Annotated in this window: 22 protein-coding genes and 2 pseudogenes; 5 read left to right on the forward strand and 19 right to left on the reverse strand. The window is 74.8% G+C overall.

The features are described from left to right. Positions 1-201: 201 nt before the first annotated feature. Both ACIOJE_RS03265 and ACIOJE_RS03270 read right to left on the reverse strand, forming a co-directional pair. The gene (locus ACIOJE_RS03265; protein ID WP_280680690.1) at positions 202-864 is read right to left on the reverse strand and encodes a hypothetical protein; all 663 of its coding nucleotides are present in this window, start codon (positions 862-864) and stop codon (positions 202-204) included. Continuing rightward, positions 861-1,496: a class I SAM-dependent methyltransferase gene (locus ACIOJE_RS03270; RefSeq protein WP_280680692.1), complete on the reverse strand. Its 636-nt coding sequence runs from the start codon at positions 1,494-1,496 to the stop codon at positions 861-863. Before ACIOJE_RS03270 ends, ACIOJE_RS03265 begins: the two co-directional genes overlap by 4 nt. A 281-nt stretch (positions 1,497-1,777) precedes the next feature. Here ACIOJE_RS03270 and ACIOJE_RS03275 point away from each other — a divergent pair, with 281 nt between their 5' ends. Further along, the gene (locus ACIOJE_RS03275) at positions 1,778-4,042 is read left to right on the forward strand and encodes a glycosyl hydrolase family 18 protein (RefSeq protein WP_400772973.1); all 2,265 of its coding nucleotides are present in this window, start codon (positions 1,778-1,780) and stop codon (positions 4,040-4,042) included. 108 nt (positions 4,043-4,150) lie between these two features. Here ACIOJE_RS03275 and ACIOJE_RS03280 read toward each other — a convergent pair whose 3' ends face one another. The 6 genes from ACIOJE_RS03280 to ACIOJE_RS03305 all read right to left on the reverse strand — a co-directional run bounded on the left by ACIOJE_RS03280 (position 4,151) and on the right by ACIOJE_RS03305 (position 11,023). Then, entirely contained in the window at positions 4,151-4,921 is a 771-nt protein-coding gene (locus ACIOJE_RS03280) for a hypothetical protein (protein ID WP_400772974.1), read from the reverse strand. Between the two features lie 155 nt (positions 4,922-5,076). Beyond that, positions 5,077-5,217 carry a hypothetical protein gene (locus ACIOJE_RS03285; protein WP_280680697.1) on the reverse strand — a complete coding sequence of 47 codons (141 nt, stop codon included), beginning with the start codon at positions 5,215-5,217 and terminating at the stop codon, positions 5,077-5,079. A gap of 1,123 nt (positions 5,218-6,340) precedes the next feature. Further along, positions 6,341-7,750 carry a family 2B encapsulin nanocompartment shell protein gene (locus ACIOJE_RS03290; protein WP_280680699.1) on the reverse strand — a complete coding sequence of 470 codons (1,410 nt, stop codon included), beginning with the start codon at positions 7,748-7,750 and terminating at the stop codon, positions 6,341-6,343. Positions 7,751-8,201: 451 nt separating this feature from the next. Then, complete coding sequence (locus tag ACIOJE_RS03295; RefSeq protein WP_280680700.1) at positions 8,202-8,714, reverse strand: hypothetical protein; 513 nt, start codon at positions 8,712-8,714, stop codon at positions 8,202-8,204. A gap of 233 nt (positions 8,715-8,947) precedes the next feature. Continuing rightward, positions 8,948-10,402 carry a PLP-dependent aminotransferase family protein gene (locus ACIOJE_RS03300; RefSeq protein WP_400772977.1) on the reverse strand — a complete coding sequence of 485 codons (1,455 nt, stop codon included), beginning with the start codon at positions 10,400-10,402 and terminating at the stop codon, positions 8,948-8,950. Positions 10,403-10,501: 99 nt separating this feature from the next. Further along, positions 10,502-11,023 carry a universal stress protein gene (locus tag ACIOJE_RS03305; protein WP_280680704.1) on the reverse strand — a complete coding sequence of 174 codons (522 nt, stop codon included), beginning with the start codon at positions 11,021-11,023 and terminating at the stop codon, positions 10,502-10,504. A 147-nt stretch (positions 11,024-11,170) separates the two neighbouring features. Here ACIOJE_RS03305 and ACIOJE_RS03310 point away from each other — a divergent pair. Together ACIOJE_RS03310 and ACIOJE_RS03315 are read left to right on the forward strand one after the other, a co-directional pair. Further along, positions 11,171-11,425: pseudogene (locus ACIOJE_RS03310) on the forward strand (transglycosylase family protein); the annotation flags it as partial. A gap of 302 nt (positions 11,426-11,727) precedes the next feature. Further along, positions 11,728-12,351, forward strand: coding sequence for a DinB family protein (locus ACIOJE_RS03315; protein WP_280680706.1), 624 nt, complete (start codon positions 11,728-11,730; stop codon positions 12,349-12,351). A 7-nt stretch (positions 12,352-12,358) separates the two neighbouring features. Here ACIOJE_RS03315 and ACIOJE_RS03320 read toward each other — a convergent pair whose 3' ends face one another. Then, positions 12,359-12,949, reverse strand: a complete 591-nt coding sequence (locus ACIOJE_RS03320) for a pyridoxamine 5'-phosphate oxidase family protein (RefSeq protein ID WP_400772980.1) — start codon at positions 12,947-12,949, stop codon at positions 12,359-12,361. A gap of 318 nt (positions 12,950-13,267) precedes the next feature. Here ACIOJE_RS03320 and ligD point away from each other — a divergent pair. Then, positions 13,268-14,146, forward strand: a pseudogene (gene ligD / locus ACIOJE_RS03325) (non-homologous end-joining DNA ligase); the annotation flags it as partial. A gap of 69 nt (positions 14,147-14,215) precedes the next feature. Further along, on the forward strand, positions 14,216-15,070 hold the full coding sequence (locus tag ACIOJE_RS03330; protein ID WP_400773398.1) for a DNA ligase: 855 nt from the start codon (positions 14,216-14,218) through the stop codon (positions 15,068-15,070). A 139-nt stretch (positions 15,071-15,209) separates the two neighbouring features. Here the strand turns inward: ACIOJE_RS03330 and ACIOJE_RS03335 are convergent, their stop codons facing one another. The 10 genes from ACIOJE_RS03335 to ACIOJE_RS03380 all read right to left on the reverse strand — a co-directional run bounded on the left by ACIOJE_RS03335 (position 15,210) and on the right by ACIOJE_RS03380 (position 23,577). Further along, positions 15,210-15,791 (reverse strand): type 1 glutamine amidotransferase domain-containing protein, encoded by a 582-nt coding sequence (locus ACIOJE_RS03335; RefSeq protein ID WP_280680711.1) that lies wholly within the window; start codon positions 15,789-15,791, stop codon positions 15,210-15,212. A 3-nt stretch (positions 15,792-15,794) separates the two neighbouring features. Beyond that, on the reverse strand, positions 15,795-16,100 hold the full coding sequence (locus ACIOJE_RS03340; RefSeq protein ID WP_280680716.1) for a PRC-barrel domain containing protein: 306 nt from the start codon (positions 16,098-16,100) through the stop codon (positions 15,795-15,797). After that, complete coding sequence (locus tag ACIOJE_RS03345) at positions 16,097-16,540, reverse strand: hypothetical protein (protein WP_280680717.1); 444 nt, start codon at positions 16,538-16,540, stop codon at positions 16,097-16,099. The genes ACIOJE_RS03340 and ACIOJE_RS03345 overlap by 4 nt, the downstream gene beginning before the upstream one ends. A gap of 65 nt (positions 16,541-16,605) precedes the next feature. After that, positions 16,606-17,049: a hypothetical protein gene (locus ACIOJE_RS03350; RefSeq protein ID WP_280680720.1), complete on the reverse strand. Its 444-nt coding sequence runs from the start codon at positions 17,047-17,049 to the stop codon at positions 16,606-16,608. A gap of 246 nt (positions 17,050-17,295) precedes the next feature. Then, on the reverse strand, positions 17,296-17,895 hold the full coding sequence (locus tag ACIOJE_RS03355; RefSeq protein ID WP_400772982.1) for a GNAT family N-acetyltransferase: 600 nt from the start codon (positions 17,893-17,895) through the stop codon (positions 17,296-17,298). 91 nt (positions 17,896-17,986) lie between these two features. After that, entirely contained in the window at positions 17,987-19,309 is a 1,323-nt protein-coding gene (locus ACIOJE_RS03360; RefSeq protein ID WP_400772984.1) for a geranylgeranyl reductase family protein, read from the reverse strand. 229 nt (positions 19,310-19,538) lie between these two features. Then, on the reverse strand, positions 19,539-19,760 hold the full coding sequence (locus tag ACIOJE_RS03365) for a hypothetical protein (protein ID WP_400772985.1): 222 nt from the start codon (positions 19,758-19,760) through the stop codon (positions 19,539-19,541). 274 nt (positions 19,761-20,034) lie between these two features. Next, positions 20,035-21,135 (reverse strand): ionic transporter y4hA, encoded by a 1,101-nt coding sequence (locus tag ACIOJE_RS03370; protein WP_280680726.1) that lies wholly within the window; start codon positions 21,133-21,135, stop codon positions 20,035-20,037. A 91-nt stretch (positions 21,136-21,226) separates the two neighbouring features. Then, on the reverse strand, positions 21,227-22,819 hold the full coding sequence (locus ACIOJE_RS03375; protein WP_400772988.1) for a serine/threonine-protein kinase: 1,593 nt from the start codon (positions 22,817-22,819) through the stop codon (positions 21,227-21,229). Continuing rightward, entirely contained in the window at positions 22,816-23,577 is a 762-nt protein-coding gene (locus tag ACIOJE_RS03380; RefSeq protein WP_400772990.1) for a serine/threonine protein kinase, read from the reverse strand. The genes ACIOJE_RS03375 and ACIOJE_RS03380 overlap by 4 nt, the downstream gene beginning before the upstream one ends. Positions 23,578-23,665 lie beyond the last annotated feature (88 nt).

The raw sequence follows: 23,665 nt of genomic DNA on the forward strand, positions 1-23,665 counted from the left end.
ACCGTCGGCGCGGCGCTCGCCGCCGGTCGGCACCGTGCCGGTGGCCCTGGTCGGCCGGGGCTGCGGCCCGCCCTCGGAGCCGGAGCCGCCACAGCCGGAGAGCAGCAGCACCGCGACGGCCGCGGCGCCGAAGAACGCGCGAATCCTCATGTCTGTCACGCTAATTGACGGAACATCAGTGCGCGTACACCCACGGGTGGATCAGGCGTCGCCGTCCAGCAGGTGCTGGCGGACCTCGCGGAAGGTCCAGGCGCCGCCGGCCGCGCGGGCGAACACCCAGACCAGGTCGAAGCGGTCCGGCCAGGTGGCGGGGGCGCCGCTGCCGGCGGCGCCGAGCGCCTCGACGATCCGCGGGATCCGCGAGTGCTCCCAGCAGATCAGGACCGGCTGGGAGCCGGCCAGTGCGGCGCCGGCCAGCGCGGTCTCCTGGGACTCGGCGTAGGCGGTGTCGACGGTCAGCCCGAGCTTGGCGGCGAGCGGGGTGACGGTCTGCCGCATCCGGTGCGCTCCGGCCAGCGGGCCCTGGTCGGCGGCGGCGAGGATCCGGGCGGGCGTGCGCAGGCCGGGGGCGGGCGGGGCGAACAGGCTGGGCAGCGCCCGGGCGCGGGACCAACCGCGCTCGGTCAGGGACTTGCCGTCGTGGCTGCCGTTCTCGTCCAGTCCCGGGTGGGCGCCGTCCGGCTTCTCGCCGTGCCGGATGATCATCACGAAGGCCTCGCCACCGGCGTCGCTCGCCCGCGCCGCCGAGGCGTTCCCACCGGGTTTGCCCGACCTGCCGGAGGAACCCGAGCAGCCCGCCAACAGCGCCGGGACGGCGGCCGCCAGGCCGGTGAGCAGCGTCCGCCGGGCCGGTCGCGCCGTCACTCGGCACCCCGCTCCAGCCGCACCAGCGCGTCCACCGCGACGCCGCCGCCCTCGCCCTTGTGCCCGGGCTCCGCACCGACCGTCCGGTGCACCCGCTCGGCCCGGACGGTGCGCAGGCCCTGGTCGGCGAGGTCGGCGAGGACGTCCTGCGGGGTGAACAGCACGGCCGGGTCCTGCGGGCCGCCCACGCCCTCGGTGAGGTTGCCGAGATCGTGTCCGACCACCAGCAGGGTGCCGCCGGGAGCGAGTGCGGCGGCCGCGCGGCGCAGCGCGGCCCGGCGGTCCTCCGCAGGGACCTGGAGGTAGGCGACCAGGACCAGGTCGTAGCCGGCGGCCGGGGCCTCATAGCTGCGGGCGTCGCCGTGCCGCCAGGTGAGCCGGTCGGCGACCTCGTCGGGCAGGTCGGCGGTGAGCCGCTCGGCCCGTTCGAGGGCGACGGCGGAGTAGTCCAGCCCGGTGACCTCCCAGCCCTGGGTGGCCAGCCAGATGGCGTTGCGGCCTTCCCCGGTGGCCAGGTCGAGGGCGTGACCGGGGGTACGGCCGGTCAGTTCGCGGACCACCCAGCGGTTGGGTTCGACGCCCCACACCAGCTCGCTCGCGGCGTAGCGGTCGTCCCAGTCCTGGCTGTCCATGGCGAGTCCTCCGTTCGGCGGGCCTGCTCCGTAGCGGTCAACCTACCGGGCCCGGGCGGGGGCGGCCGGGCCCGGTCCAGCGGGCGGACACCCTTGACGGCGAATATTGGTCCAGTCCAATCTGTGATGTCGTGACGCGAGCGGGCCGGTCGGCCCGCCGCGCCCGCGTACCGTCCGTCAGCGCTCCGCCCTGCCCGCGCGCCCCCACCGCGTCCGGGCGGCTCCCCCGGCCCACCCGGGCCACGCACCGCCGGAACCCCCACGCATCCGGAGGACACCGCATGCACGACCGCGTCATGCCCGCACGGCCCACCCAGGAGTCCGTCGGGCGCCGGGCCGCACCGCGCAGACGGGCCACCGCCCTGGCCCTCGCCGCCACCCTCAGCACCAGCGGCGTCGCGCTCGCCCTGACCCTCGCCCCCGCCTCCGCCGCCCCGGTGAACCTGCTGGCCAACGGCGACTTCGAGGCCGGCGCCCTGGCCGGCTGGACCTGCGCCAACGGGTCCGTCGTCACCACCCCGGTGCACGGCGGGAGTTACGCGCTCAGCGGCGCCGCGTCCACCTCCGACACCGCGCAGTGCCAGCAGACCGTCACCGTCCAGCCGAACACCACGTACACCCTGTCCGGCTTCGTCCAGGGCAGCTACGTCTACCTCGGCGCCATCGGGACGGGCGTCAACTCCTCGGTCTGGACGCCCGGCGGCACCGGCTGGAACCAGCTGAGCACCACCTTCACCACCGGCGCCACCGCCACCTCGGTCACCGTCTTCACCCACGGCTGGTACGGCACCGGCACCTACTACGCCGACGACCTCAGCCTGACCGGCCCGGCCGGTCCCACCTCTTCGGGCAGCCCGACCGCGTCCGGCAGCCCCACGGCGTCCGGCAGCCCGACCGCATCGACCAGCCCGACCGCCACCGCCAGCGGCCCGGCCGGGGACGGCAAGGTCACCACGCCGACCGGTGTCACCGTCAGCAAGGTCACCGCGGGCGCCGTGGTGCTCAACTGGCAGCCCTCCACGCTGACCAGCGGTGACGGCCCGGTCGCCTACAAGGTGTGGTCCAACGGCCAGTTGGTCGCCACCTCGATGGGCACCTCGGTCGCCGTCAGCTCGCTGCTGCCCGGCAAGGCCTACACCTTCAGCATCCAGGGCTACTCCGGCGGCCACGCCTCCGCCCAGTCCGCGCCGGTGAGCACCACGACCGCCGCCGCCCCCGCCCAACAGCCGGTCCGCTCCGCCTACTTCGACCAGTGGGGCATCTACGAGAACGCGTACTACCCGAAGAACGTCGACACCAGCGGCTCCGCGGGCAAGCTGGACGTCATCCACTACGCGTTCGCCAACATCGACCCCACCAGGTTCACCTGCTTCCAGACCGTGAAGGCCTCCGACTCGGCCAACGAGAACAACCCCAACGCCGGTGACGGTGCGGGCGACGCCTACGCGGACTACCAGGACGGCTACACCTCCGGCACCAGCGTGGACGGCAGCACCGACGACTGGGACCAGCCGCTCAAGGGCAACTTCAACCAGCTGCGCCAGCTCAAGGCCAAGTACCCGAACCTGCGGTTCACCCTCTCGATCGGCGGCTGGACGTACTCCAAGTACTTCTCCGACGCGGCCGCCACCGACGCCTCCCGGAAGACCTTCGTCTCCTCCTGCCTCGACATGTTCCTCAAGGGGAACCTGCCGACCGGCGTCGCCGGGGACGCCTCCGGCGGCACGGCCTCGGCGGCCGGCATCTTCGACGGGATCGACCTCGACTGGGAGTACCCGGCCTCGGCCGGCGGCCACACCGGCAACCACTACTCCCCCGCCGACAAGCAGAACTTCACCCTGCTGCTCAAGGAGTTCCGCACCCAGCTGGACGCGCTCGGCTCCGCCCAGGGCAAGCGCTACCTGCTGACCGTCGCGCTGCCCAGCGGCCAGGACAAGATCGCCCAGCTGGAGACCGACAAGATCGGCAGCTACCTCGACTACGCCGACGTCATGTCCTACGACATGCACGGCGCCTGGGACGCCAAGGGCCCGACCAACCACCAGGACCCCCTGCACGACAGTCCGGCCGACCCGACCACGCCGATCACCCCCGGCACCCGCAAGTACAACGTGGACACCATGCTCGCCGCGTACACCACCGGCCTGCCCGAGTACGGCATCCCCGGCGGCTTCCCCGCCAACAAGATCGTGCTCGGCATCCCGTTCTACTGGCGCGGCTGGACCGGCGTCCCGGCCGGCTCCGACTACGGCCTGTACCAGAGCGCGACCGGGCCGACGGCCGCCAAGCCGCTGAGCCAGGAGGCCGGACTGGCCGCCTGGAAGGAGCTCAACCCGACCGCCGCCACCACCCACTGGGACCCGGTCACCGAGAGCAGCTGGGTCTACGACGGCACCGACTTCTGGACCGGTGACACCCCGCAGGCCATCCAGGCGCGCGGGGCCTACGCCAAGAGCAAGGGCCTCGGCGGCATGTTCGCCTTCTCCCTGGAGAACGACGACGCCTCCGGCACGCTGCTCAACTCCGTGGACGCCAGCCTGCGCTGACGTCCGGCACGGTGCAGGGCCCGCGCGGGATTCCGCGCGGGCCCGGTGCCGCTCGGCGGGGCGGAACCGGGCCCACCCGCGCGGCCCGCACCTCGCGCCCGGGGCGGCTCAGCCCTTGAGCCCGAGGGAGGGGAAGAGGTCGACGAACGGCTGGGTGGTCACCGAGACGCTCCGGCCGAACGGATCGTCGAAGTCCCAGATCATGAAGAGCAGGAACGCGATCAACGCGCTGAAACAGCCTGCCAGGATCAACTCCCGTGGCGTGCGCCGGATCTGCAGGGCGAACAGCATACCGACAGTCACCACGGCGCCGGTGATCAGGCCGAACCAGACCACCCCGGGCATGGTCGGGCCGGCGTTCTGCCCGCGCGAGTTGCGGGCGTCGTCGACCTGGCTGATCCGGTCCATGATCGGCTGGTAGGACTGCGACTCCAGCTCGGAGGCCGGCGGCCGGGTGGCGACGTCCGCCCGCAGCTTGTCCAGCAGTTCGGTCCCCTTCTCGGAGATCTCGCCGTGCTCGCGCATGTAGTCCCACTCGACGTTCACCACGTACGAGACGTAGGCGTCCACGTCGGCCCGGACCTTGTCGCGGAAGTCGGCCGGGTAGACCACCGCCCGGTCGCTCACCTCCTGGATCGACTGCGCCTCGCGGAACACGTCGTCCTGGGCGGCGCCGCGCGCCTCCCAGACTCCCGCGATGGCGAGACCGAGGACGATCGCGTAGACCACGCCGATCATCATCGTGATGTACTCGATGACGTCCGGGGTCTCGCCGACGTTCTTCTCGGCGCCCACCCTGCGGTGCCGCAGCAGCACCACCGCCACCACGACGGCACAGGCCGCCGCCATGGCGATGGTCAATGCCAGCCACTCGGACATGGGAACTCCCTTCTCTGGCTTGGCTTGTGACGGAACAGGAATGTCGGGTTCGGCCCCGGGCCCCGGCCCGGCCCGACCGGCCTGGCTCAGCCCCGGGGCCGGGTCGGTGGACGGGTCGGCGGTCACGCCGGGCCGGGCCGCTGGCGGCCGGGTGCTCAGGACCGCCCGGAGCGGCCGCGTCCACGGCCCGGGCGCAGGGCCGCCGCCGCCAGGACGGCGGGCACGGTGACCAGCAGCATGGTGGTGGTCACCGGGGTGTTGTGGTGGTGCTGCGGCAGGGCCAGCGGCTTCGCCACCCGCACGGGGTAGACCGGCGGCACCGCCGGGCTCGGGCGCGCCGGTTCGGACACCACCGGGGCCGGCACGGGTGCGGGCGGTGGTGGTTGGGGCGCGGGCGCCGCCGGGGCCGAGGGTAGGGGCGCGGGCGGCTGCGGCGCGGGGTGCGCGGGGGGTGGCGCGGCCGGCGCCGGTGCGGGCGGCGGCGGAGGTGCGGGCGACGCCGGCGGCGGGGGTACGGGCGCGGGCGTCGGACGAGCCGGCGGCGAGCTCGGTGTCGGAGTCGGCGTGGGGGGCCGCGACGGGGTGGGTGTCGGGGTCGGCGTGGGTGTCGGCATGGGTGTCGGGGTGGTCGGGCAGGGGTGCGGGTGGTGATGGTGGTGAGGCCACCAGTCCCCGTCGTCGTCCCCGTGTCCGTCGTGGCCCTCATGCCCGCCGTGCTCGTCGTCCGGGCGGCCGGGCTGGTGGCGGAGCCCCGCGGCGGCCGACGGCGACGGCGACACCGGACCGGGCGCGGCCCTCGGTGTGTGGCACGGGTGGTGCCAGTGCGGGGGCCTCGGCCCCTGGTTCCGACCGTCGGCCGTCGGGGCGACGGTGACGCCGACCTGGACCTCCACGTCGACGCCCACGTGCACGTCCCCGCCCGGGCCGACCTGCACCGACACGTCCGTCCCGGTGCAGACGCAGGAGTCGACGGCAGGAATGGACGGGTGCTCCCCGCCGTGGCGTCCGGCACCGGCCGCCGCGGCACCGCTGACCAGGGCACAGATCGCGACCACGCCGACCGCGGCGCCGATCACCCGGGTCCGCCGCCCGGAGGCCGCGCCCCCACCGCCGTCCTGCGATATCCGTCGGGACTGCCGGCGCTGCGGCATGGGCTCCACTCACCTCTCGGGTCGCCAGGGGACGGAACACGGTCGGAACGGGGTCGGAACGGGGTCGGAACGGGGTCGGAACGGGGTCGGACGGAATCGGAGCAGGGTCTGACCAGAGCCGGAACGCGGCACAGTCGACCGTCCCGCAGTCGGATTCGGTCAGGCACGATCAGCCGGACGGCCCGCCTTCGAGGGGCGGGCCGTCCGTCATCAGGTCAAACGATCTTCGGGCCGACCGGTTACGGCCCGGGCCCGGCGGAGGCCGTCGTCAGTGGCGGCGGTGCGCGATCTCGACGTTCTCCAGGACGCCGACCGCGTCCGGCACCAGGATCGCGGCCGAGTAGTAGGCGCTGACCAGGTAGGAGATGATCGCCTTCTCGTCGATCCCCATGAAGCGGACCGACAGCGACGGCTGGTACTCGTCCGGGATGCCGGTGTGGTGCAGGCCGATGACGCCCTGGTTGTCCTCACCGGTACGGATCACCAGGATCGAGCTGGTGTTCTCCTTGGTGATCGGGATCTTGCTGCAGGGCAGGATCGGCACCCCGCGCCAGGCCGGCACCTGCTGCCCGCCGAGGTCGACATGGTGGGGGTACAGGCCACGGGCGTTGAACTCGCGGCCGATCGCCGCGATGGTCCGCGGGTGGGCGAGCAGGTAGTCGGGGTCACGGCGGCGGTTGAGCAGCTCGTCCAGGTCGTCCGGGGTGGGCGGGCCGGAGTGGGTCTGGATCCGCTGGTCGAAGTCGGCGTTGTTGAGCAGGCCGAACTCCGGGTTGTTGACCAGCTCGTGCTCCTGGCGCTCGCGCAGCGCCTCGATGGTCAGCCGGAGCTGGTGCTCGGTCTGGTTCATCGGCTCGTTGTAGAGGTCGGCGACGCGGGTGTGGACCTTGAGGATGGTCTGCGCGACGCTCAGCTCGTACTCGCGGGGCTTGAGCTCGTAGTCCACGAAGGCGCCGGGGAGCTCGTACTCGCCGTGGTGGCCGGCCGACATGGCGATCTCGGCCTCGCCGCGCTCGTTCTGGGCCTGCTGCGGCAGGGCCAGGAACGACAGCAGGTGCGCCTGGAGGCTCGGCGAGTTGTCCCGGATGGCGGCGAAGGCGCTGCGGGTCAGGGTGAGGGCGACACCGGCGGTGGCGGTCGTCGCGGTGTACTCCCAGACCGCGTCCGGGTTCAGCAGGGCGTCGTCGCCGAAACGGTCGCCGTCGCCGGCCACGCCGACCACGGTGTCGTCACCGTACTTGCCGGTGCCGATCTTGTTGATCTTGCCGTGCGCGATCAGGAAGATCCGGTCGGCCGCCTCGCCCTGGGTGGTGAGCACCTCGCCGGGGCCGAAGTCGCGCTGCTCGCAGCGGTCGGCGAGGGCGGTGAGCACCTCCTCGTCCTCGAAGCCCCGCAGCAGGGCGAGTTCGCCCAGCTCGGCGGGGATCACGCGGACCTGGGAACCGGTCTTGATGAACTCGACCACACCGTTGCCGACGGTGTAGGTGAGCCGTCGGTTGACGCGGTAGGCGCCACCTGCGGCCTGCACCCAGGGCAGCACCTTGAGCAGCCAGCGGGAGGTGATCTCCTGCATCTGCGGCGCGGACTTGGTCGTGGTGGCAAGGTTGCGGGCAGCGGCCGTCGTGAGGCTGGACTGCTGCGTGACCTGCTGTGTCTCCGGGCTCGCGTCCACGGGCATCGGCAGGATCTCCATTCGTCTGGTCGGATCACGCGGTCAGGGCCGTACGGCGTCGGAGTCGTACCGGTCCACCCTGGCTGATGTCATGATGGATCATCAGATGCGCGTATTGGTGGGGGTGTTGGCGATCTCATCGCGATCACGGGCCCCGTCTCCCGGCGGCCCATGCGGAACCCTAGATCACCAGGACCCGGCCAGGCCCACGCGGAGGCCGACTACCCCCCGATAGGGTGAATCTGGAGCAGTCCGACCCCGGTCGGCCCCAGAGCGCGAGAACATCCGTTCGCCCTTGCACCTGCGCCTCCGGCACCCGCCGTCCGCGCCCGCACACGCAAATGGCCCGTCAGGTGCCGGTACGGGGGCGGCCGGCACCTGACGGGGGAACGGGGAGATGCGCAGTGGGGGTGCGACGGGGATGCGACGGGGAGGGAGGGCCAGGCCGGGCGGTGCGTCAGGCGCAGGCGATCTGGCTGCCGGGGATGCCGACGATGCCCGAGTTCTTGGCCTCGCCTCCCTGGTACTCGTAGTACAGGTACGAATAGAAGTCGATCCGGGTCTGAGCACCGCAGGCCGAGTCCGGCGCGACGGTGTAGGTGACCGTGAAGCTGCTCGTGGCGCCCGGGGCCAGCGGCACGTTGTACCGGGCGATGCCGCCGTGGACGTTGTCGCTGCACCCGTTGGTCTGGGTGCCGCAGGCCGTGGCGGTGAACTTGAGACCGTTCTCCAGACTGGTCTGGTAGGTCGGCTGGACGCTCTGGTACACGAACTGGATCGGTGTGTCGTACGGGTTGCTGAGCGTCAGGGTGAGGGTGAACTCGCCGCCCCGGACGGTTGTTTGCCGGTCGGAGACGGCCGTGAACGGCAGCGGGGTGTCGGCCTGGGCGGGCGTGGCGGAGAGGAGCAGACCGACGGCGAGGGCCGGACACGCGGCGAGGGCGGCACGGCTCAAATGTGTTCTGCGCATGACCAAGGAGCGTAGGGGGCGGTACCGGTTCCGTTGCCCCGCTCCGCCCGGATCCGTACCGACGCACGAGCCGGGGGCGGACACCGTGGACCGTCCCGGACGCGTTCCGCCCCCGCCGTCCCGCCCGGGGCCCTATCCTTCGCCGGCCACCTGAGCCCGGCTGCCCGAATGCCGCTGCCCGAACCCGGCCACCCCGAGCCCCTACCTGAAGCCGGCCGCCCGACCCGACCGGTTCAGGCGAGCGGCGGCAGGATGTCGCAGAGCGCGGCGAGCGCCGCCGGGTAGGCGTGGTCGGGCGGCGCGGCGTAGCCCACGACCAGGCCGTCCGCGGCCGGCATGGCCTCCGGCCCGATCCCCGGGTGCCGGTAGTCGGCGAGCCCGTCGAGGGCCAGGCCCCGGTAGGCGGCGGCCTGGAGCACCGAACGCTCGGTGCCGGGCTCCAGCCGCAGGACGGCGTGCAGCCCGGCCGCGATGCCGGAGACCCCGATGTGCGGGGCGCTCGCCGCCAGGGCGGCCACCAGGTGGTCGCGGCGCTCCCGGTAGCGGCGGCGCATCCGCCGCACGTGCCGGTCGTAGCCGCCGGAGTCGATCAGCTCGGCCAGGGTCAGCTGGTCCAACGCGCTGGCCCAGCCCTCGCGTTCACCCTTGGCGGCGAGCACCCGGTCGACCAGGTGGTCCGGCAGCACCATCCAGCCGAGCCGGATCGCGGGCGACAGGCTCTTGCTGACGGAGCCGAGGTAGACCACCCGCTCGGGGTCGAGCCCCTGGACGGCGCCGACCGGCTGGCGGTCGTAGCGGAACTCGCCGTCGTAGTCGTCCTCCAGGATCAGTCCGCCGCGCCCGCGCGCCCAGTCGACCACGGCGGCGCGCCGGCCCGCGTGCAGCGGCCCGCCGGTCGGGAACTGGTGGGCGGGAGTGAGCAGGACCGTCCGGACGTCCTGGTGGTGCGCCAGCTCGTCGACGTGGGCGCCGTGATCGTCGATCGGCAGCGGCGTGGTGGCGACCCCGGCGGTGGCCAGCAGCCCTCGGTGGAACCCCAGCCCGTACGCCTCGACGGCCAGCCGCCCGTTCGTCTCGGGCGGCAGGACGGGCGCCCCGCCGTCGAACAGCAGCCGCAGTGCGTGGGCGAAGCCGGAGCAGACCACGATCCGGTCCGGGTCGGCGCGCACCCCGCGGGCGCGGGCCAGGTAGTCGGCGAGGACGGTGCGCAGCTCGCGCCGCCCCTGCGGATCGCCGGGCCCGAAGGCCTCGTGGGGCGCCATGGTGAGGGCCCGGCGGGCGGCGGCCAGCCAGGCGGCACGCGGGAAGGACGCGGCGTCCGGCTGGCCCTGGCGCAGGTCGTGCACGGGCCCGGGCCGTACCGAGGGGCGGCGGGCCCGGGTCGGCGGGACGGGCTCGGCGCGCTCGGCCACGGCGGTGCCGGAGCCCTGACGGGCGGTCAGCCAGCCCTCCGCGACGAGTTCGGCGTACGCCTCGGCGGCGGTGTTGCGGGCCAGGCCGAGGTCGGCGGCGAGCGCGCGGTACGGCGGCAGCCGGGTTCCGGGGGCGAGCCGGCCGCTGCGGATCGCCTCGCGCAGGGCCGCCATCAGCGCGGCGCGGCGGCCGCCGCCGGCGGGGAGGTCGAGGTGCAGGTCGCTGCCGGTCGGGTGGGCGGGCCCGGTGGGGTGCGCGCCCGGCGTTTCCGTCATGGTCACGCACCCTACCCGCCGCCACCCGGCCGCCCGCCGGGCGGCCCGGACCGGCCCACGACCCACCCCTCCGATCGCGCCGGACGCGCCGGACGGGCGCTACGGGACGACGGTGACCGGCCAGCGGCCCGACTTCACCAGCCGCACGGCCACCGAGCCGATCACCCGGTGTCCGGCCTGCTCGGAGGCGCCGACCACGACGGCGTCGGCCCGCAGCTCGTCCGCGAGCTTGGCCAGCCCCGTATAGGGGTCGCCACGCATGGTGAGGAAGCGCCATTCCACCCGCCACACCTCCCGCACCCGGTGCTCGGCCTCGCGCAGCGCGGCCAGCAGTTCGTCGGCGATCTCCTGGGTGGTCTCCTCCACCGCGACCCCGGCCAAGGCGGTGGCGGCGGCGAGGACGGGCTGGACGTACGCGACCGCGAGGGCGGCGCCCTGCCTGCGGGCCAGTCCGGCGGCGTACGCGATGGCGCGCCAGGAGGAGTCGGAGCCGTCCAGCCCCGCCAGGATCACCTTGGGCCCGTCGGTCCCCAGCTCGAAGCCCGCGGGGGCGACCGCCACCCCGGGTTCGTCGGCGCCGCCGACGGCCGCCACATCCTCTGCATCGCTCTCGTTGCTCATGGCCCTGAGGCTATGCCCGCCACTGCGCGCGCGGGTGGAGGGGGCACTCCCGGTGAGGGCTGTGGCGCGCGCCACCCGGAGCGCCGACCGGCGCGGCGATTTCGGCACCGAAGGCGGGCGGTTCGTCACGCGCCGTCGACCATGTGGGCGGCCGCCGCGCCGGCCGGGGTCTGGGACAAGGTCGCCGCGTGCGAGGCGACCGGTAACTGGGCCGTGAACTCCGGCAACGGCTTCTACGGCGGCCTGCAGTTCACCTCCAGCACCTGGGCCGCCTTCGGCGGCACCGCGTACGCTCCGCAGGCCCACCAGGCCACCAAGGACCAGCAGATCGCCGTCGGCGAGAAGGTCCTCGCCGCCCAGGGCCCCGGCGCCTGGCCGATCTGCTCCGTCAAGGCCGGCCTGGGCAAGTAAGCCCGTCCGTCCCGGGCACCCCGACGCCGCCGCACCCCTCTTCCGGGGTGCGGCGGCGTCGTCGTGTCCACGGACCGTCCGTGCCGGTGGCGTTCCGGCGACCGTCTGCGGCCGCTCGTCGGACGGCTGGTCACCCGCACCGCGCCGCGCGTCGGCGAGGCCTGCCCGTGGCGCGCCGCAACTCCCCGCCCTCGGGCCGGAAAACCGGTCGCGGCCGCGCGGCCGGGTGTGGCAGCGTGCGCCGGGTCCTGCCCACCGTCCGTACGCCCGTACCCGCGCCCAGGAGCCGCCCGATGACGCTGCCACCCCGACTCGTCCCCCTGCTGTCGGAGTTCGACTTCGCCCGCACCCGCCTCACCGAACGGCTGGCCGGTCCGACCCTGGACAGCGGCAACGGCACCCGGGTGGCCGTCACGCCGCTCACGGACGAGGAGTACCGGTGGGAACCGGTGCCCGGCTGCTGGTCGGTGCGGCGACACGCGGACGGGCCCGGCGAGGGCGCGACGCAGCTGGTCGGCGGCGGCGAGTGGGGACGGGACGGCGCGGGCTACCCGCCCCCGGAGCCCGCCCGGTTCACCACCCTGGCGTGGCGGCTGAGCCACCTCACCGAGATGTTGCTGCTGCGCGCCGACCACGCAGGCGGCAGTCGCTCGCTCACCAGGGACGACTACCGGGCGAGCGGCGACGCGCAGTCCGCGATCGCCGCCTTCGACGCTGCGGCCACCGCATGGCGGGCGGCCGTGCTGGCCGCGGACGACGCCACGCTGGACACCGTCGGGTACTGCGGCTACCCGTACGGCGGCGACGCGGAGGAGCCGTTCTGGGAGATCGTCTGGTGGGTCAACCAGGAACTGCTGCACCACGGCGCCGAGATCGCCCTGCTGCGCGACCTCTACCGCTGGTCGCCGGAGCTCTGACCGTCGGTCAGCTCTCGAAGGGGCGGGGTGGCAGTGGCAGCGGGAGCGCGGGCAGGCCGTCGATGCTGGTGCCGACGTACTGCTTGCCCTCGCAGTAGGCGCTGAACTCCTCCTCGCCCTTGCGGTCGAAGTACTGCGCGTGCAGGTCGCGGTCGGCCCGGTAGTCCATCAGCGGGACGGCGAACCCGCAGGAGTCGCTGACCCGTTCGGCCTTCACCAGCACGATCGCGCGCAGCCCCGACCCGTCGGCGTCCGGCGCGAAGCGGCCCAGCAGTGCGGCGAAGCGCGGGTCGTCGCGGAACACCGGCTCGCCCCGGCCGTGCACCCGCACCACGGTCGGCGGGCCGTCGAAGGCGCACCACATCAGCGTGATCCGGCCGTTCTCCCGGAGGTGGGCGATGGTCTCGGCGGTGGATCCGCCGAAGTCGAGGTAGGCGAGGGTGAGTTCGTCGATCACCACGAGCGTGCCGGAGCGGCCCTTGGGCGAGACGTTGACGTGCCCGTCGGCGGAGAGGGGCGCGGTCGCGACGAAGTAGACGGGCTGCCGTTCGATGAATGCGCGCAGCCGGCCGTCGATGCTCTCGTACTGCTTTCCCATGTCCGCCAGTGTGCCCCCATCTCGCCTGGCAAGAAAGGATGATCCACCTGCCGAGACGAAGATCGCCCCATCCGGGCACCCGCAGGATGGCTCGTGCACCTGCCACCGGCCCGTCCTGCCACGGGAGTCGAGACGGCCCGGGACGTCCTCGCCGCGACGGCGCTGCGCCCGTACGTGGCCTGGTGCTCCGGGTACCGTCGGCTCGGCATCCCGCCCGCCGTGCACCCCGGCCCGCCGCCCCCGCACAGGGGTGAGCGGGCGCCCCCGCCGCCGCCCGGGCAGACTGGCAGCGGGGGCCGCAGGCTTCGGAGAGGGCTCATGCCGCAGCTCACGGTGGACGGGCGCACCCTCGCGCTCTCCCACCTCGACAAGGTGTACTACCCGCGCACCGGCACCCGCAAGGGCGAGGTGCTGCGCTACTACGCCGCCGTGCACGACGCCCTCCTCCCCCACCTGCGCGACCGCCCGGTGTCCTTCCTGCGCTGCCCCGACGGCGTCGAGGCCGAGGTGTTCATCGCCAAGAACCCGCCCGCCGGTACCCCCAGCTGGGTACGCACCGTCGAGGTGCCGAGCAGCGGCGGCGACCTGCGCCAGGTGGTCCTCGACGACGGCGCCGCCCTGCTCTGGGCCGCCAACCTGGGCTGTCTGGAGCTGCACGTCCCGCAGTGGCACGCGGCCGCGCCCGGGCTCGCCGACCGCCTCGTCCTGGACCTCGACCCCGGCGAGGGCGCGTCCGTCCTCACCTGCCGCACCGTCGCCCTACTGCTGCGCGAGCGGCTCGCGGCGGACGGCCTGACGGCCTGGGTGAAGACCTCCGGCGCCAAGGGCCTGCACCTGCTGGCCCCGATCGAACCCACGCCCAGCGCCCGGGTCAGCGCCTACGCGAAGGCGCTCGCCGCCGCGCTGGAGGCCGACCACCCGGACCTGGTCGTGCACACCATGGCGAAGGCCCGGCGGGCCGGCCGGGTGCTGGTCGACTGGTCGCAGAACCACGCCAGGAAGACCACCGCCGCGCCGTACACCCTCCGGGCCCGGCCGTTGCCGACGGTCTCCACCCCGCTCTCCTGGGCCGAGCTGGAGCGCGCCCACGCCGTGGACGACCTGGTCCTCACCCTCTCCGAGGTACCGGACCGGCTGGCCGCCCACGGTGACCTGTTCGCCCCGCTGCTGGACCCGGAGCAGGCCCGGCCGCTCCCGGCCGGGCCTGCCGCCTCGGCGAAACCGCCGGAGCGGCCCCGCCAGGTGCTCCGCCCGCCGGTCGAGGTGATGCGCCCGGCCGCCGTCACCGCCGTCCCGCCGTCCGACGGCCTGGGCGGCGCAGGCGTGCAGTACGAGCTGAAGCTGGACGGCTTCCGCTGCGTGGCCTTCGCCCGCGGCGACCGCCCGCCCTTCCTCCAGTCCCGCACCGGCCGCGACCTCGCCCCCGCGTTCCCGCCGATCGCCGCCGCCGTCGCCCGGCTGCCCGAGGGGCTGGTGCTGGACGCCGAACTCGTCGCCTGGCGGGCCGGCCGGTTCGCCTTCGGGGAGCTCCTGCGCACCCGCCGGGCCCGGGGCGCCGCCCCGGACGTCGCCCTCGGCCTGATCGCCTTCGACCTGCTCGCCCTGCCCGGCCGCGACCTGCGCGGGCTGCCGCTCGCCGACCGCCGCCGCCTGCTGCTCGCCGCCCTCGCCGACGTCCCGCCGCCGATCCAGCCGGTGCTGGCCACCACCGACCGGGCGGAGGCGCTGGAGTGGATGGCGGGCCTCGCCGACACCGGCGTCGAGGGCCTGGTCTGCAAGGCCGTCGGCTCCCCCTACCGCCCGCGCGGCACCGGGCACGCCTGGGTCAAGTACCGGCGCGGCGACACCCTCGACGCCGCCGTCCGCGCCCTCACCGGCCCGGCCGCCCACCCGCACGCCCTCGTCCTCGAACTCGACGACGGCCGGGTGTTCCTGACCACCCCCCGGCTCACCCCGGTCCAGGCCCGCGAGGTCGCCGAGGCCGCCGGCGCCCTCCTCGGCCCGCCCGCCACCGACCCCGACCACGGCCCGGTCCACCCCCTCACCACCCCCCTGCGTGCCGAACTCACCCTCACCGGCCGCCCGCCCACCGCCACCTTCGTCCGCCTCCGCGGCGACTGAGCGCCCCCGGCTCACCGCCCTTGGCGGACACCCGCGGCGGGCCGGAGCGGCCGGGGTCCGCGCGGCGCCGGAGCCCCCGGGGGTCGGCCCGCTGCCGCCACCCGCCTCAACTCCGCGACGGAGTAACGGGGTAGCCGGGTTACCGCTTCCGCTTGGCGGCGTGGGCGAACACGGTGACCAGGGTGTCGTTGAAGACCGGGAGGTCGGCGGGTCTGCGGCTGGAGACGAGGGGGCCCGGGCCGTCACGGCAGGTGTGGACCTCCTCGTCGACCCAGTTCGCTCCCGCGTTGCGCAGGTCGGTGCGCAGGCTGGGCCAGGAGGTGAGGGTGCGGCCGCGGACGGCGTCGGCCTCGATCAGGGTCCAGGCGGCGTGGCAGATCGCGGCGACCGGGCGGCCGGAGGCGCACCAGGCCCGGACGAACGCGACCGCGGCCTCGTCCAGCCGGAGGCGGTCGGGGCTCGCGACGCCGCCGGGCAGGACCAGGCCGTCGAAGGAGGCGGCGTCCGCCTCGGCCACGACGGCGTCGACGGCGAAGGTGTCGCCCGGGGTGTGTCCCCGGACGGCCTGGACGCGCCCGGGCGCGGTGGACAGCAGCCGCGGGGTGCCACCGGACTCCTGCACCGCCTGCCACGGCGAGGTCAGCTCGACCTGCTCGGCCCCGTACGGCGCGACCAGGAAGGCGATCGTGCGGCCGGTGAGCGTGGTGGACGGCCAGCCCATGGCTCAGCGCGGGCGCGGGTGGCGGCCGGCCAGGTCGACGGCGACGGACGGGGCGGCGCTGAGCCGGGCGCGCGGACAGTCCAGGTGGACGATCAGTTCCAGGTGGTCGATCCGCGACACCAGGCCGACCGGGACGGACACCCGGGCGCCCGGCACCCAGGGCCCGGCGTCGACCAGCAGGTGGTCCCCGGTGTCCTGTTCGACCCGCCCGAGCGGGCCGTCGGTCGCCTGCACCTCGTACCCGGTCAGGCTCAGTTCGGCGGCGTGGTGGGGGCCCGGGCGGTACTCCCACAGGTCAGTGCTCATCATGCCTCCGGCCGGTCCCAGGGGCGGCGTTCGCGGCGTTCGTCCCGATCGGAGGGCCCGGAACCGCGTTCGCCTCCGTCCCGCCCTGCGGCTCCCTCGTCTCCCCAGCCCTCGCCCCGCCCCGCGCCCCGGCGGCGCAGCAGGGCCGCGGTGGCGACCGCGACCGCCACCGAGGCCGCCCAGACCACCCCGAGGCCGGTCAGCACCCCGGTGGTCGGGGTCCGCACGCCGATACTGAGGCAGATCGCCGCCATCACCAGCGCGGTCAGCACCACCCCGGCGGACACCCGGCGCCCCACGCCCCGCAGCACGCCCCGGACCCGGCCCGGCCGCTTGGCACCCATCGTGCTCAACTTCCGGTCGAGGCGCGTGTCCTGGCGCAGATCGGACTCGATCTCCGCAAGGAGCCGCCGCTCCCATCCGCTCAACGCGGGTCCGTCCATCTCGGTCACCTCCGACACTTCCGGTGACGTGCTCGCACCCGGCGGTTGCCCGGTACGGGCCGGCGCTAACCGCTCGGGGGGCCGCCGGTTCCGGCGCCCACGGGGCCGAAGGCCCGGGGTCGGGCCAGCAGGCTGTCGTCCAGGACCCGCATCAGGGCGTCGAGGTCGCGGTGGACCTCGACCGCGCCCGCCGCCCACAGCTCCGGACCGGCCTCCGCACCGGCCGCCACGGCGACGCACGGCACCCCGACCCGCCGCGCCGCCAACACCTCACGCACACTCCCGGCCACCGCCACGGCGTGCGACGGCGTGCCGCCGACCAGCTCCAGCGCGGCCCGCAGCGGGTCGCTCCCGGGGGCGGCCACGGTCAGGGCGGGCGCCCCGCCCGGCCCCGGGCCGGTCAGGACGACCGTCCAGCCCCGGGCGGCGCACTCGCGCAGCAACTCGGCGGAACCGGTCGACGCAGACCGCCAATCGGTACCGAAGAGAGCCGCCGAGATCACCGTCATGGCCCACCGCTTTCGTTCCCAGGCCACGCGCCGTACGCGCCCTTCCAGGTTAGGCCGCTCCCCCGCCCCGCGCGCAGCCTGCCGCCCAGGAACCTCCCGGGGCTCGGAAAACCCGCTTGGCCCCCGACCTGGCCCGGGCACGGTGCGGGCAGCCGGCCTGCGCCGGCTCGGGGAAGGCCGGGTGAGCCCGGCGTCGCGGGCCCGGCAGGATCCGCCGGACCGGCCCGAGCGAGGGCCTGTCCGGCCCTACCCCTCGTCCGGGTCGGTGGCGAGGCGGGCGTGGAGGTGTTCGTCGACGTAGTCGCCGTCGACGTGGCGGTAGGAGGCCCGCAGGGTGCCCTCGTACGGGAAGCCGCTGCGGACGGCGACCCGGCAGGAGGCGTCGTTGTCGACGTCGTGGCAGAGCTCGATGCGGCGGGCGTCGGCGGTGGTGACGCCCCAGCGGGTGACGGCGACGGTGGCGCGGGTGGCGATGCCCCGGCCCCGGGCGGTGCGGAGCAGCCAGTAGCCGACCATGGCGAGGCCGTCCGCCTGGTTGGTCCAGAGCAGGGCGACGTTGCCGAGGAGGGTTCCGTCGGCGGCGTCGGTGATCGCGAAGGCCGCCGTGGTCCCGTCGGCCCAGCCGGTGTCGCAGCGGTCGAGGTAGGCCTCGGCGGCGGCGGGGTCGGCGGCGCGCAAGGGGTTCCAGCGGGCGATCTCCCGGTCCGCCGAGGCCGCCGTCAGGGCGGGGACGGTGCCGCCGGGCAGGTCGAGGGCCCTCCCCCAGGGGCGCAGCAGGACGTCGCCCAGGTCGAGGGTGGCGGGGTGGAAGACGCGCCGGTCGGTGGAGGTCTCGGTGGCACTCATCCGGCCTTCGTACCCCGCCTGCTCCGGCGCCCGCCAGCGAATTTTCCCCGCGCGGGAGGACCCCGACCCGAGCGGACCGGCCCCGACGCCGTCACCGCCCCGGCGCGACCCGCCCGACCAGGTGGAGCAGCCGGTCCAGGGCGTCCTTGGAGTTGGGTTCGGTGAGGTTGACCATCAGCCGGAACGCCACCTTCAGCAGCGCCGGGTGCCCGAGCCCCACGGCGCCGGCGGCGCCGAGCAGCCGGGGCCGGCCGAGCAGGTCGGCGGCGAGGCGGCCGAGCGCGAAGTAGCCGGCGTAGGCGGAGCGCAGGGCCTGCGGGTAGGCGCGCAGGGCGAGTTCGCGACCCCGGTCGGTCCGGCGGGCGAGGGCTTGGACGATGGTCTCGGCGGCGTAGCGGCCGGACTCCATGGCGTAGGCGATGCCCTCGCCGGTGCCCGGGCTGACCGTGCCGCCGGCGTCGCCGACGAGCAACAGGCCGTCGGCGTAGTGGGGTCGGCGGTTGAGGCCCATGGGCAGGGCGGAGCCGCGGACGGGTTCGGTGACGGCGTCGGGGCTGTAGCCGTACCCCGGCGGCAGGCCCTCGCACCAGCGGCGGAGCAGGTCCCGCCAGTCGAGGTCGATGTCGGCGGTGTCGAGGACGCCGAGGCCGACGTTGGCGGTGCCGTCGCCCATGCCGAACACCCAGGCGTAGCCGGGCAGTAGACGCCGGGCGGGGTCGGTCGGGTCGCGCAGGTCGAGCCAGGCCTCCAGGTAGCGGTCCTCGTGCCGGGGGGTGGTGAAGTAGGTGCGGTAGGCGACGCCCATGGCGCGGTCGGTGCGGCGGTAGCGCTTCATCGCGACGGAGAGGCGGGTGGAGTTGCCGTCGGCGGCGACGACGACCGGTGCCCGGTAGCTGACGGGTCGGCGCTCGTCGCCGAGTTTCGCGGTGACGCCGGTGATCCGGCCGGTCCGCTCGTCCACCAACGGGCCTGCCACGTTTGCCCGTTCGACCAGTCGGGCGCCGGCCGAGGCGGCCCGGCGGGCGAGCAGTTCGTCGAAGTCGGCGCGCCGCCGGACGAGTCCGTAGCCGGGGAAGGCCGACAGCTCGGGCCAGTCGAACTCCAGCGCGCGCCGGCCGGAGATCAGCCGCAGCCCCTGGTTGTGCAGCCAGCCGGCCTGTTCGGAGACGTCGATGCCGAGGTCGGTCAACTGCTTGACGGCGCGCGGGGTGAGGCCGTCCCCGCAGACCTTCTCGCGCGGGAACGCGGACTTCTCCAGCAGCAGGACGTCCAGGCCGGTGCGGGCGAGGTGGTAGGCGGCGGTGGAGCCGGCCGGGCCGGCGCCGACCACGATGACGTCGGCGCTCTCCTCGGGCCGGGCGGGCCGGGGGGCCCGGTCGCCGTCTGCGGGCACCTGCTGCTCTGGGCCGGGCATCACGCACTCCCACGGGTCGGATCGGCTGCGAGCCCGCCGGAGCCGGGAGGGCCCGGACGGACTCGAACTGACACGGACTGACACGGACGGGTTCCTGCGGACCCGCCGAACTGGGCCGTCCGAGACGGACGATAGAGAACCACGGTGCCCGGCCGCCGCCCCGACACGCGGGCCCGTCCCGATGACCGGTCAATACCGGCCACCGGGGCGGGCGCCGGGCGCCGCCGGGTCAGAGCCCGCCGTTGACCACCGCGCTGGAGACGGCGCCCGGGCCGACGTGCCACTTGGCGAGGATCGTGTCGTACGTACCGCCGCGGATCACCTGGTCGAGGGCCTTGGAGATCACGTCCCGCAGGTCGGGCGCGTCCTTGGCGACGGTGATGCCGTACGGCCCGGACTGCAGGAAGTGGGTGTTGGCGAGCTGGAACCGGCCGGCCCGCTCCGGGGTCATGGCTGCCGGGGTACGCAGCGCGGACCTCGTCGCCGTGTGCCCGGATCGGGCCGCCCAGGGGTACGGGGGCGGCCGGTCGGCGGAGGTCCGCCGTCGGGGGCGGTCGGGGGACATCCTCGCACCCCGCGCCGCGGGGCCGGTCGGCGGGCCGTGCGTCGACGCGTGGCGACCGGGAACCGCTTCGGGAACCAGAGAGCCCCTGTCCTCGACGGCACCGTCGAGGACAGGGGCTCCCGCAGCCTGCTACGGCCGGAACGCCGTCACGGGTTCACCGTCAGGGGTTCACCGCCAGCACCACGTATGCGGCCAGGACCGCGAGGTGCACCGCGCCCTGCAGCGGGGTGGCCCGGCGCGGGATGACCGTCAGGGTGCCGAGCACGATGGTCAGGGTCAGCAGCACCATGTGCGCCGGGTCGAGGCCGAGGACGAGCGGGCCGGAGAGCCAGGTGGAGGCGATGGCGACGGCCGGAATGGTCAGGCCGATGCTGGCGAGCGCCGAGCCAAGGGCCAGGTTGAGGCTGGTCTGCACCCGGTTGCGCAGGGCCGCGCGCAGCGCCGCGATGGTCTCCGGCAGCAGGACGAGCATGGCGATCACCACGCCGACGACGGAGGCCGGCAGTCCGGCCTCGTCCACCGCGGACTCGATGGTCGGCGAGACGCCCTTGGCGAGGCCGACCACCGAGACCAGGGCCACGCCGAGCAGCAGCAGGCTGAGCCAGGCGGCCTTGGCGGTCGGCGGCTCGGCGTGCTCCTCCTCGATGAACCCTCGGCCCTCGACGGTGACCGACAGGAAGTAGTCCCGGTGCCGGAAGGTCAGGGTGGCCACGAACAGCCCGTACAGCACGAGCGAGGCGGTGGCCGCGAAGACGAGCTGGGTGGTGGAGAACTGCGGGCCCGGGGAGCTGGTGGTGAAGGTCGGCAGCACCAGGCTGAGGGTGGCGAGGGTGCCGATGCAGGCGAGCGCGGCGCCGGTGCCCTCGGCGTTGAAGTCGGCCGTCCGGTACTTGATCGCGGTGACGAGGATGGACAGGCCGAGGATGCCGTTGCAGGTGATCATCACGGCGGCGAACACCGTGTCCCGGGCCAGGGTCGCGGACTTGCTGCCGCCGTCGATCATCAGCGTCACGATCAGGGCGACCTCGATCACGGTGACCGCCACCGCGAGCACGAGCGATCCGAAGGGCTCTCCGACGCGGTGCGCGATCACCTCGGCGTGGTGCACGGCGGCGAGCACGGCGCCGGCCAGGAAGCAGGCGACGATGCCCACCACCCACCCCGGCAGGTCCCGGTGCCAGGTCAGGGCGAGGACGACGAACGACACCACCGGAACGACGACGGTCCATTGCGCGGTGGCCGCGCGGAGCTTCGTGATCATGCGGCCGAGCATCCCAGACCGGGACCCGTCCACCCGGCTGCCCGCGCCGGGGTATGGACGGATCTGGCATAACTCGTCCCGATATGGGCGTTCACCCACCGTAGTCGGCCAGATACCGAAGCACCTTGTCGACATGCGGGCGGATCCGCTCCGGGACGCCGCCGGCGTCCGCCACCGTCTTGTCACTGGTCCGGTAGGCGGCGGTGACCAGGGCCGGCAGGTCGTGGGTGAAACCGCGGTGCTTGAGCTGCTGGTCAAGCCAGCAGACGTAGTTGCCCATCGCGGCGATCGCGTCGCCCGGGTCCAGGTAGGACGTGGGACCGTCGTGGGCGGCGGCCTTCGCCCAGGCCGCGAAGACGGCGGGCGTCCACATGGCGATGCCGTACTCGCCGGTGTCGGGATTGGCCGCGTTCGGGTCGAAGCCGCTCTCGGCCTTCAGCATGGCGGCCAGCAGCACCGGGGCGATCTCCGGCTCGGGGCAGCGCCGGGCGGCGTTCTCGATCACGCCCCGGTAGGCCACCGGGACGTCCGAGCCGGCCGGGATCGCACCGGGCAGCGGGGGCGCGGCCGGGTGGGCGGCCGGCCCGACCGCACCCAGTCCCGCGCCGTCCGGCTCGGGGGCACCGGTCAGGGCGAGGACGGTGGCGGTGCAGGCCAGCAGACAGGCGCCGGCCCGCAGCGCCGCGCGCCGACGGCCGGGCGGACCGTCGGCGGCCCGGGCGACCAGCGCGGCGAGGTCGGTGCGGGTCCGCTCCTCCCGGCCGGGGGTCAGGCAGGCGGCGACCACGCCCCGCCAGGGCCCGGGCAGCGTATCGTCCAGCCGCAGCGGCGCCGCGCCGCGCGCGTAGGCCTGGGCGGCCAGCGAGCGGGCCCGGGCGGTGGCGCCGAGGAACGGGTGCAGACCGCCGGTGAGCAGTTGGTGGGCGATCACCCCGAAGGCCCAGATGTCGGCGCTGGGCCGCAGGACGACGCCGCGCGCCCCGGTGCGCTGGGACCACCACTCGGGCGGGACGTGGTCGGGCGAGCCGAGCGGCGGCGCGTAGGCGTGGGTGCCCTCCAGCTCGGCGGTGAGGCCGAAGTCCGCGATCTTGGCGGTGCCGTCGGGCATCAGCAGGATGTTGGCCGGTTTGAGATCCCCGTGCACCCAGCCGACCCGGTGCATGTGGGTGAGCCCGGCGCAGACCTCGGTGAGCACGCGTTCGGCGCCGGGCACCGGGGCGCCGGGGCGGGCGGCGGCGAGCACGTCCTGGAGGCTGCGGGCGGCGCGTTCCATCACCAGGGCGACGGCGCCGTCCAGGCCGGGGGCGGCCGGATCGTCGACGACTGTCACCGCGAGGGTGCGGATCAGGTGGGGGTGGTCGGCGCGGCGGCTGAAGCGCATCTCGCTGCGGGCGATCTGGGCCATGGTCCGGCGCTGGCCCGGGCTGAGCCGGGCGGGGCTGAGCAGCTTGACGGCGGCCGGGGTGCCGTCGGGGCCTTCGGCCGCGTACACGCTGCCCCAGGCGCCCTCGCCGAGGAAGGCGCCGGTGCGGTAGCCCGCGAGCGAGTAGCCGGGCGGGACCTCGAACGGCCGCTCCGGCGGCTGGTCGGAGGGCTGATCGGGCTCCGGTGAGGTCCGGCCTGCCGCCGGCGGGGGCCGGTCCGGATCCGGCGGCCGGTCGTGCTCCGGGTCGGAGGGCCTCACGTTCGGGCGACCGGGCGCCGGGGCGGGAGCAGGGCCAGGTGCTCCTCCCGGACCAGGTCGAACTTCAGTGCCAGGGCGACGAGTTCCTCGCGCTTGCCCCCGCCCGGGCCGTCCTCGTACGGCTCGCGCAGCCGCAGTTTCGTCCACACCAGGTAGTCGATGTGGTAGTTGACCGCCGAGCGGGTCAGGCCGCGACAGGAGGGCAGGGCGCGCAGCCGGGCCAGCACGTCGGTGACGCCGGGGACGGCGGCGGCGGAGGGCGAGCGCAGCCGGGGCTCGCAGAGCGCGAGCAGCACCAGGAAGTACTTGGCGGTCGGGTCGAGGGCGAACGGGCTGACGGTGCGTTCGCCCTCGGCGCCGCCGGACCGGCCCTCCAGGTAGGCGTGTTGCGGGGCGAAGACCTTGAACGAGGCGGGTTCGCCGAGGGCCGGCAGCAGCACCCGGGAGAACTCGAACGGGACGGGCGCGCCGAGCCGCCCGGGCGCCACCTTGACGTGCTCGCCCGCGCCCTCCAGGTTCTCCACCACATAGGTGGCGGAGGTGCTGAAGTTGGAGAGCCGCCAGTAGTCCTCGGCGGCGGTGACCTCCCCCGCACGGCGGGACACGCCCTGGTCGGGCAGCGGGATGGGGACCGGCCGGCCCGGCTCGCCGCGTCCGAACACCGCGGCCTCACCGGGGCCCATCCGCAGCAGGCCGGGCGGTGCGCCGGACGCCACCACAGGCCCCCGGTCGGGCAGTTGCACGATGACCGTGTCCACGCAGACACCTCCGCGGTTCGGGGTCGATGCTATCCGCCCGATTCGCCCCGACGGCAGTTCGCCACCCGGACGAGTGAAGGAACGCGGC

The organism is Kitasatospora sp. NPDC087861 (assembly GCF_044742585.1).
Lineage (GTDB): Bacteria > Actinomycetota > Actinomycetes > Streptomycetales > Streptomycetaceae > Kitasatospora.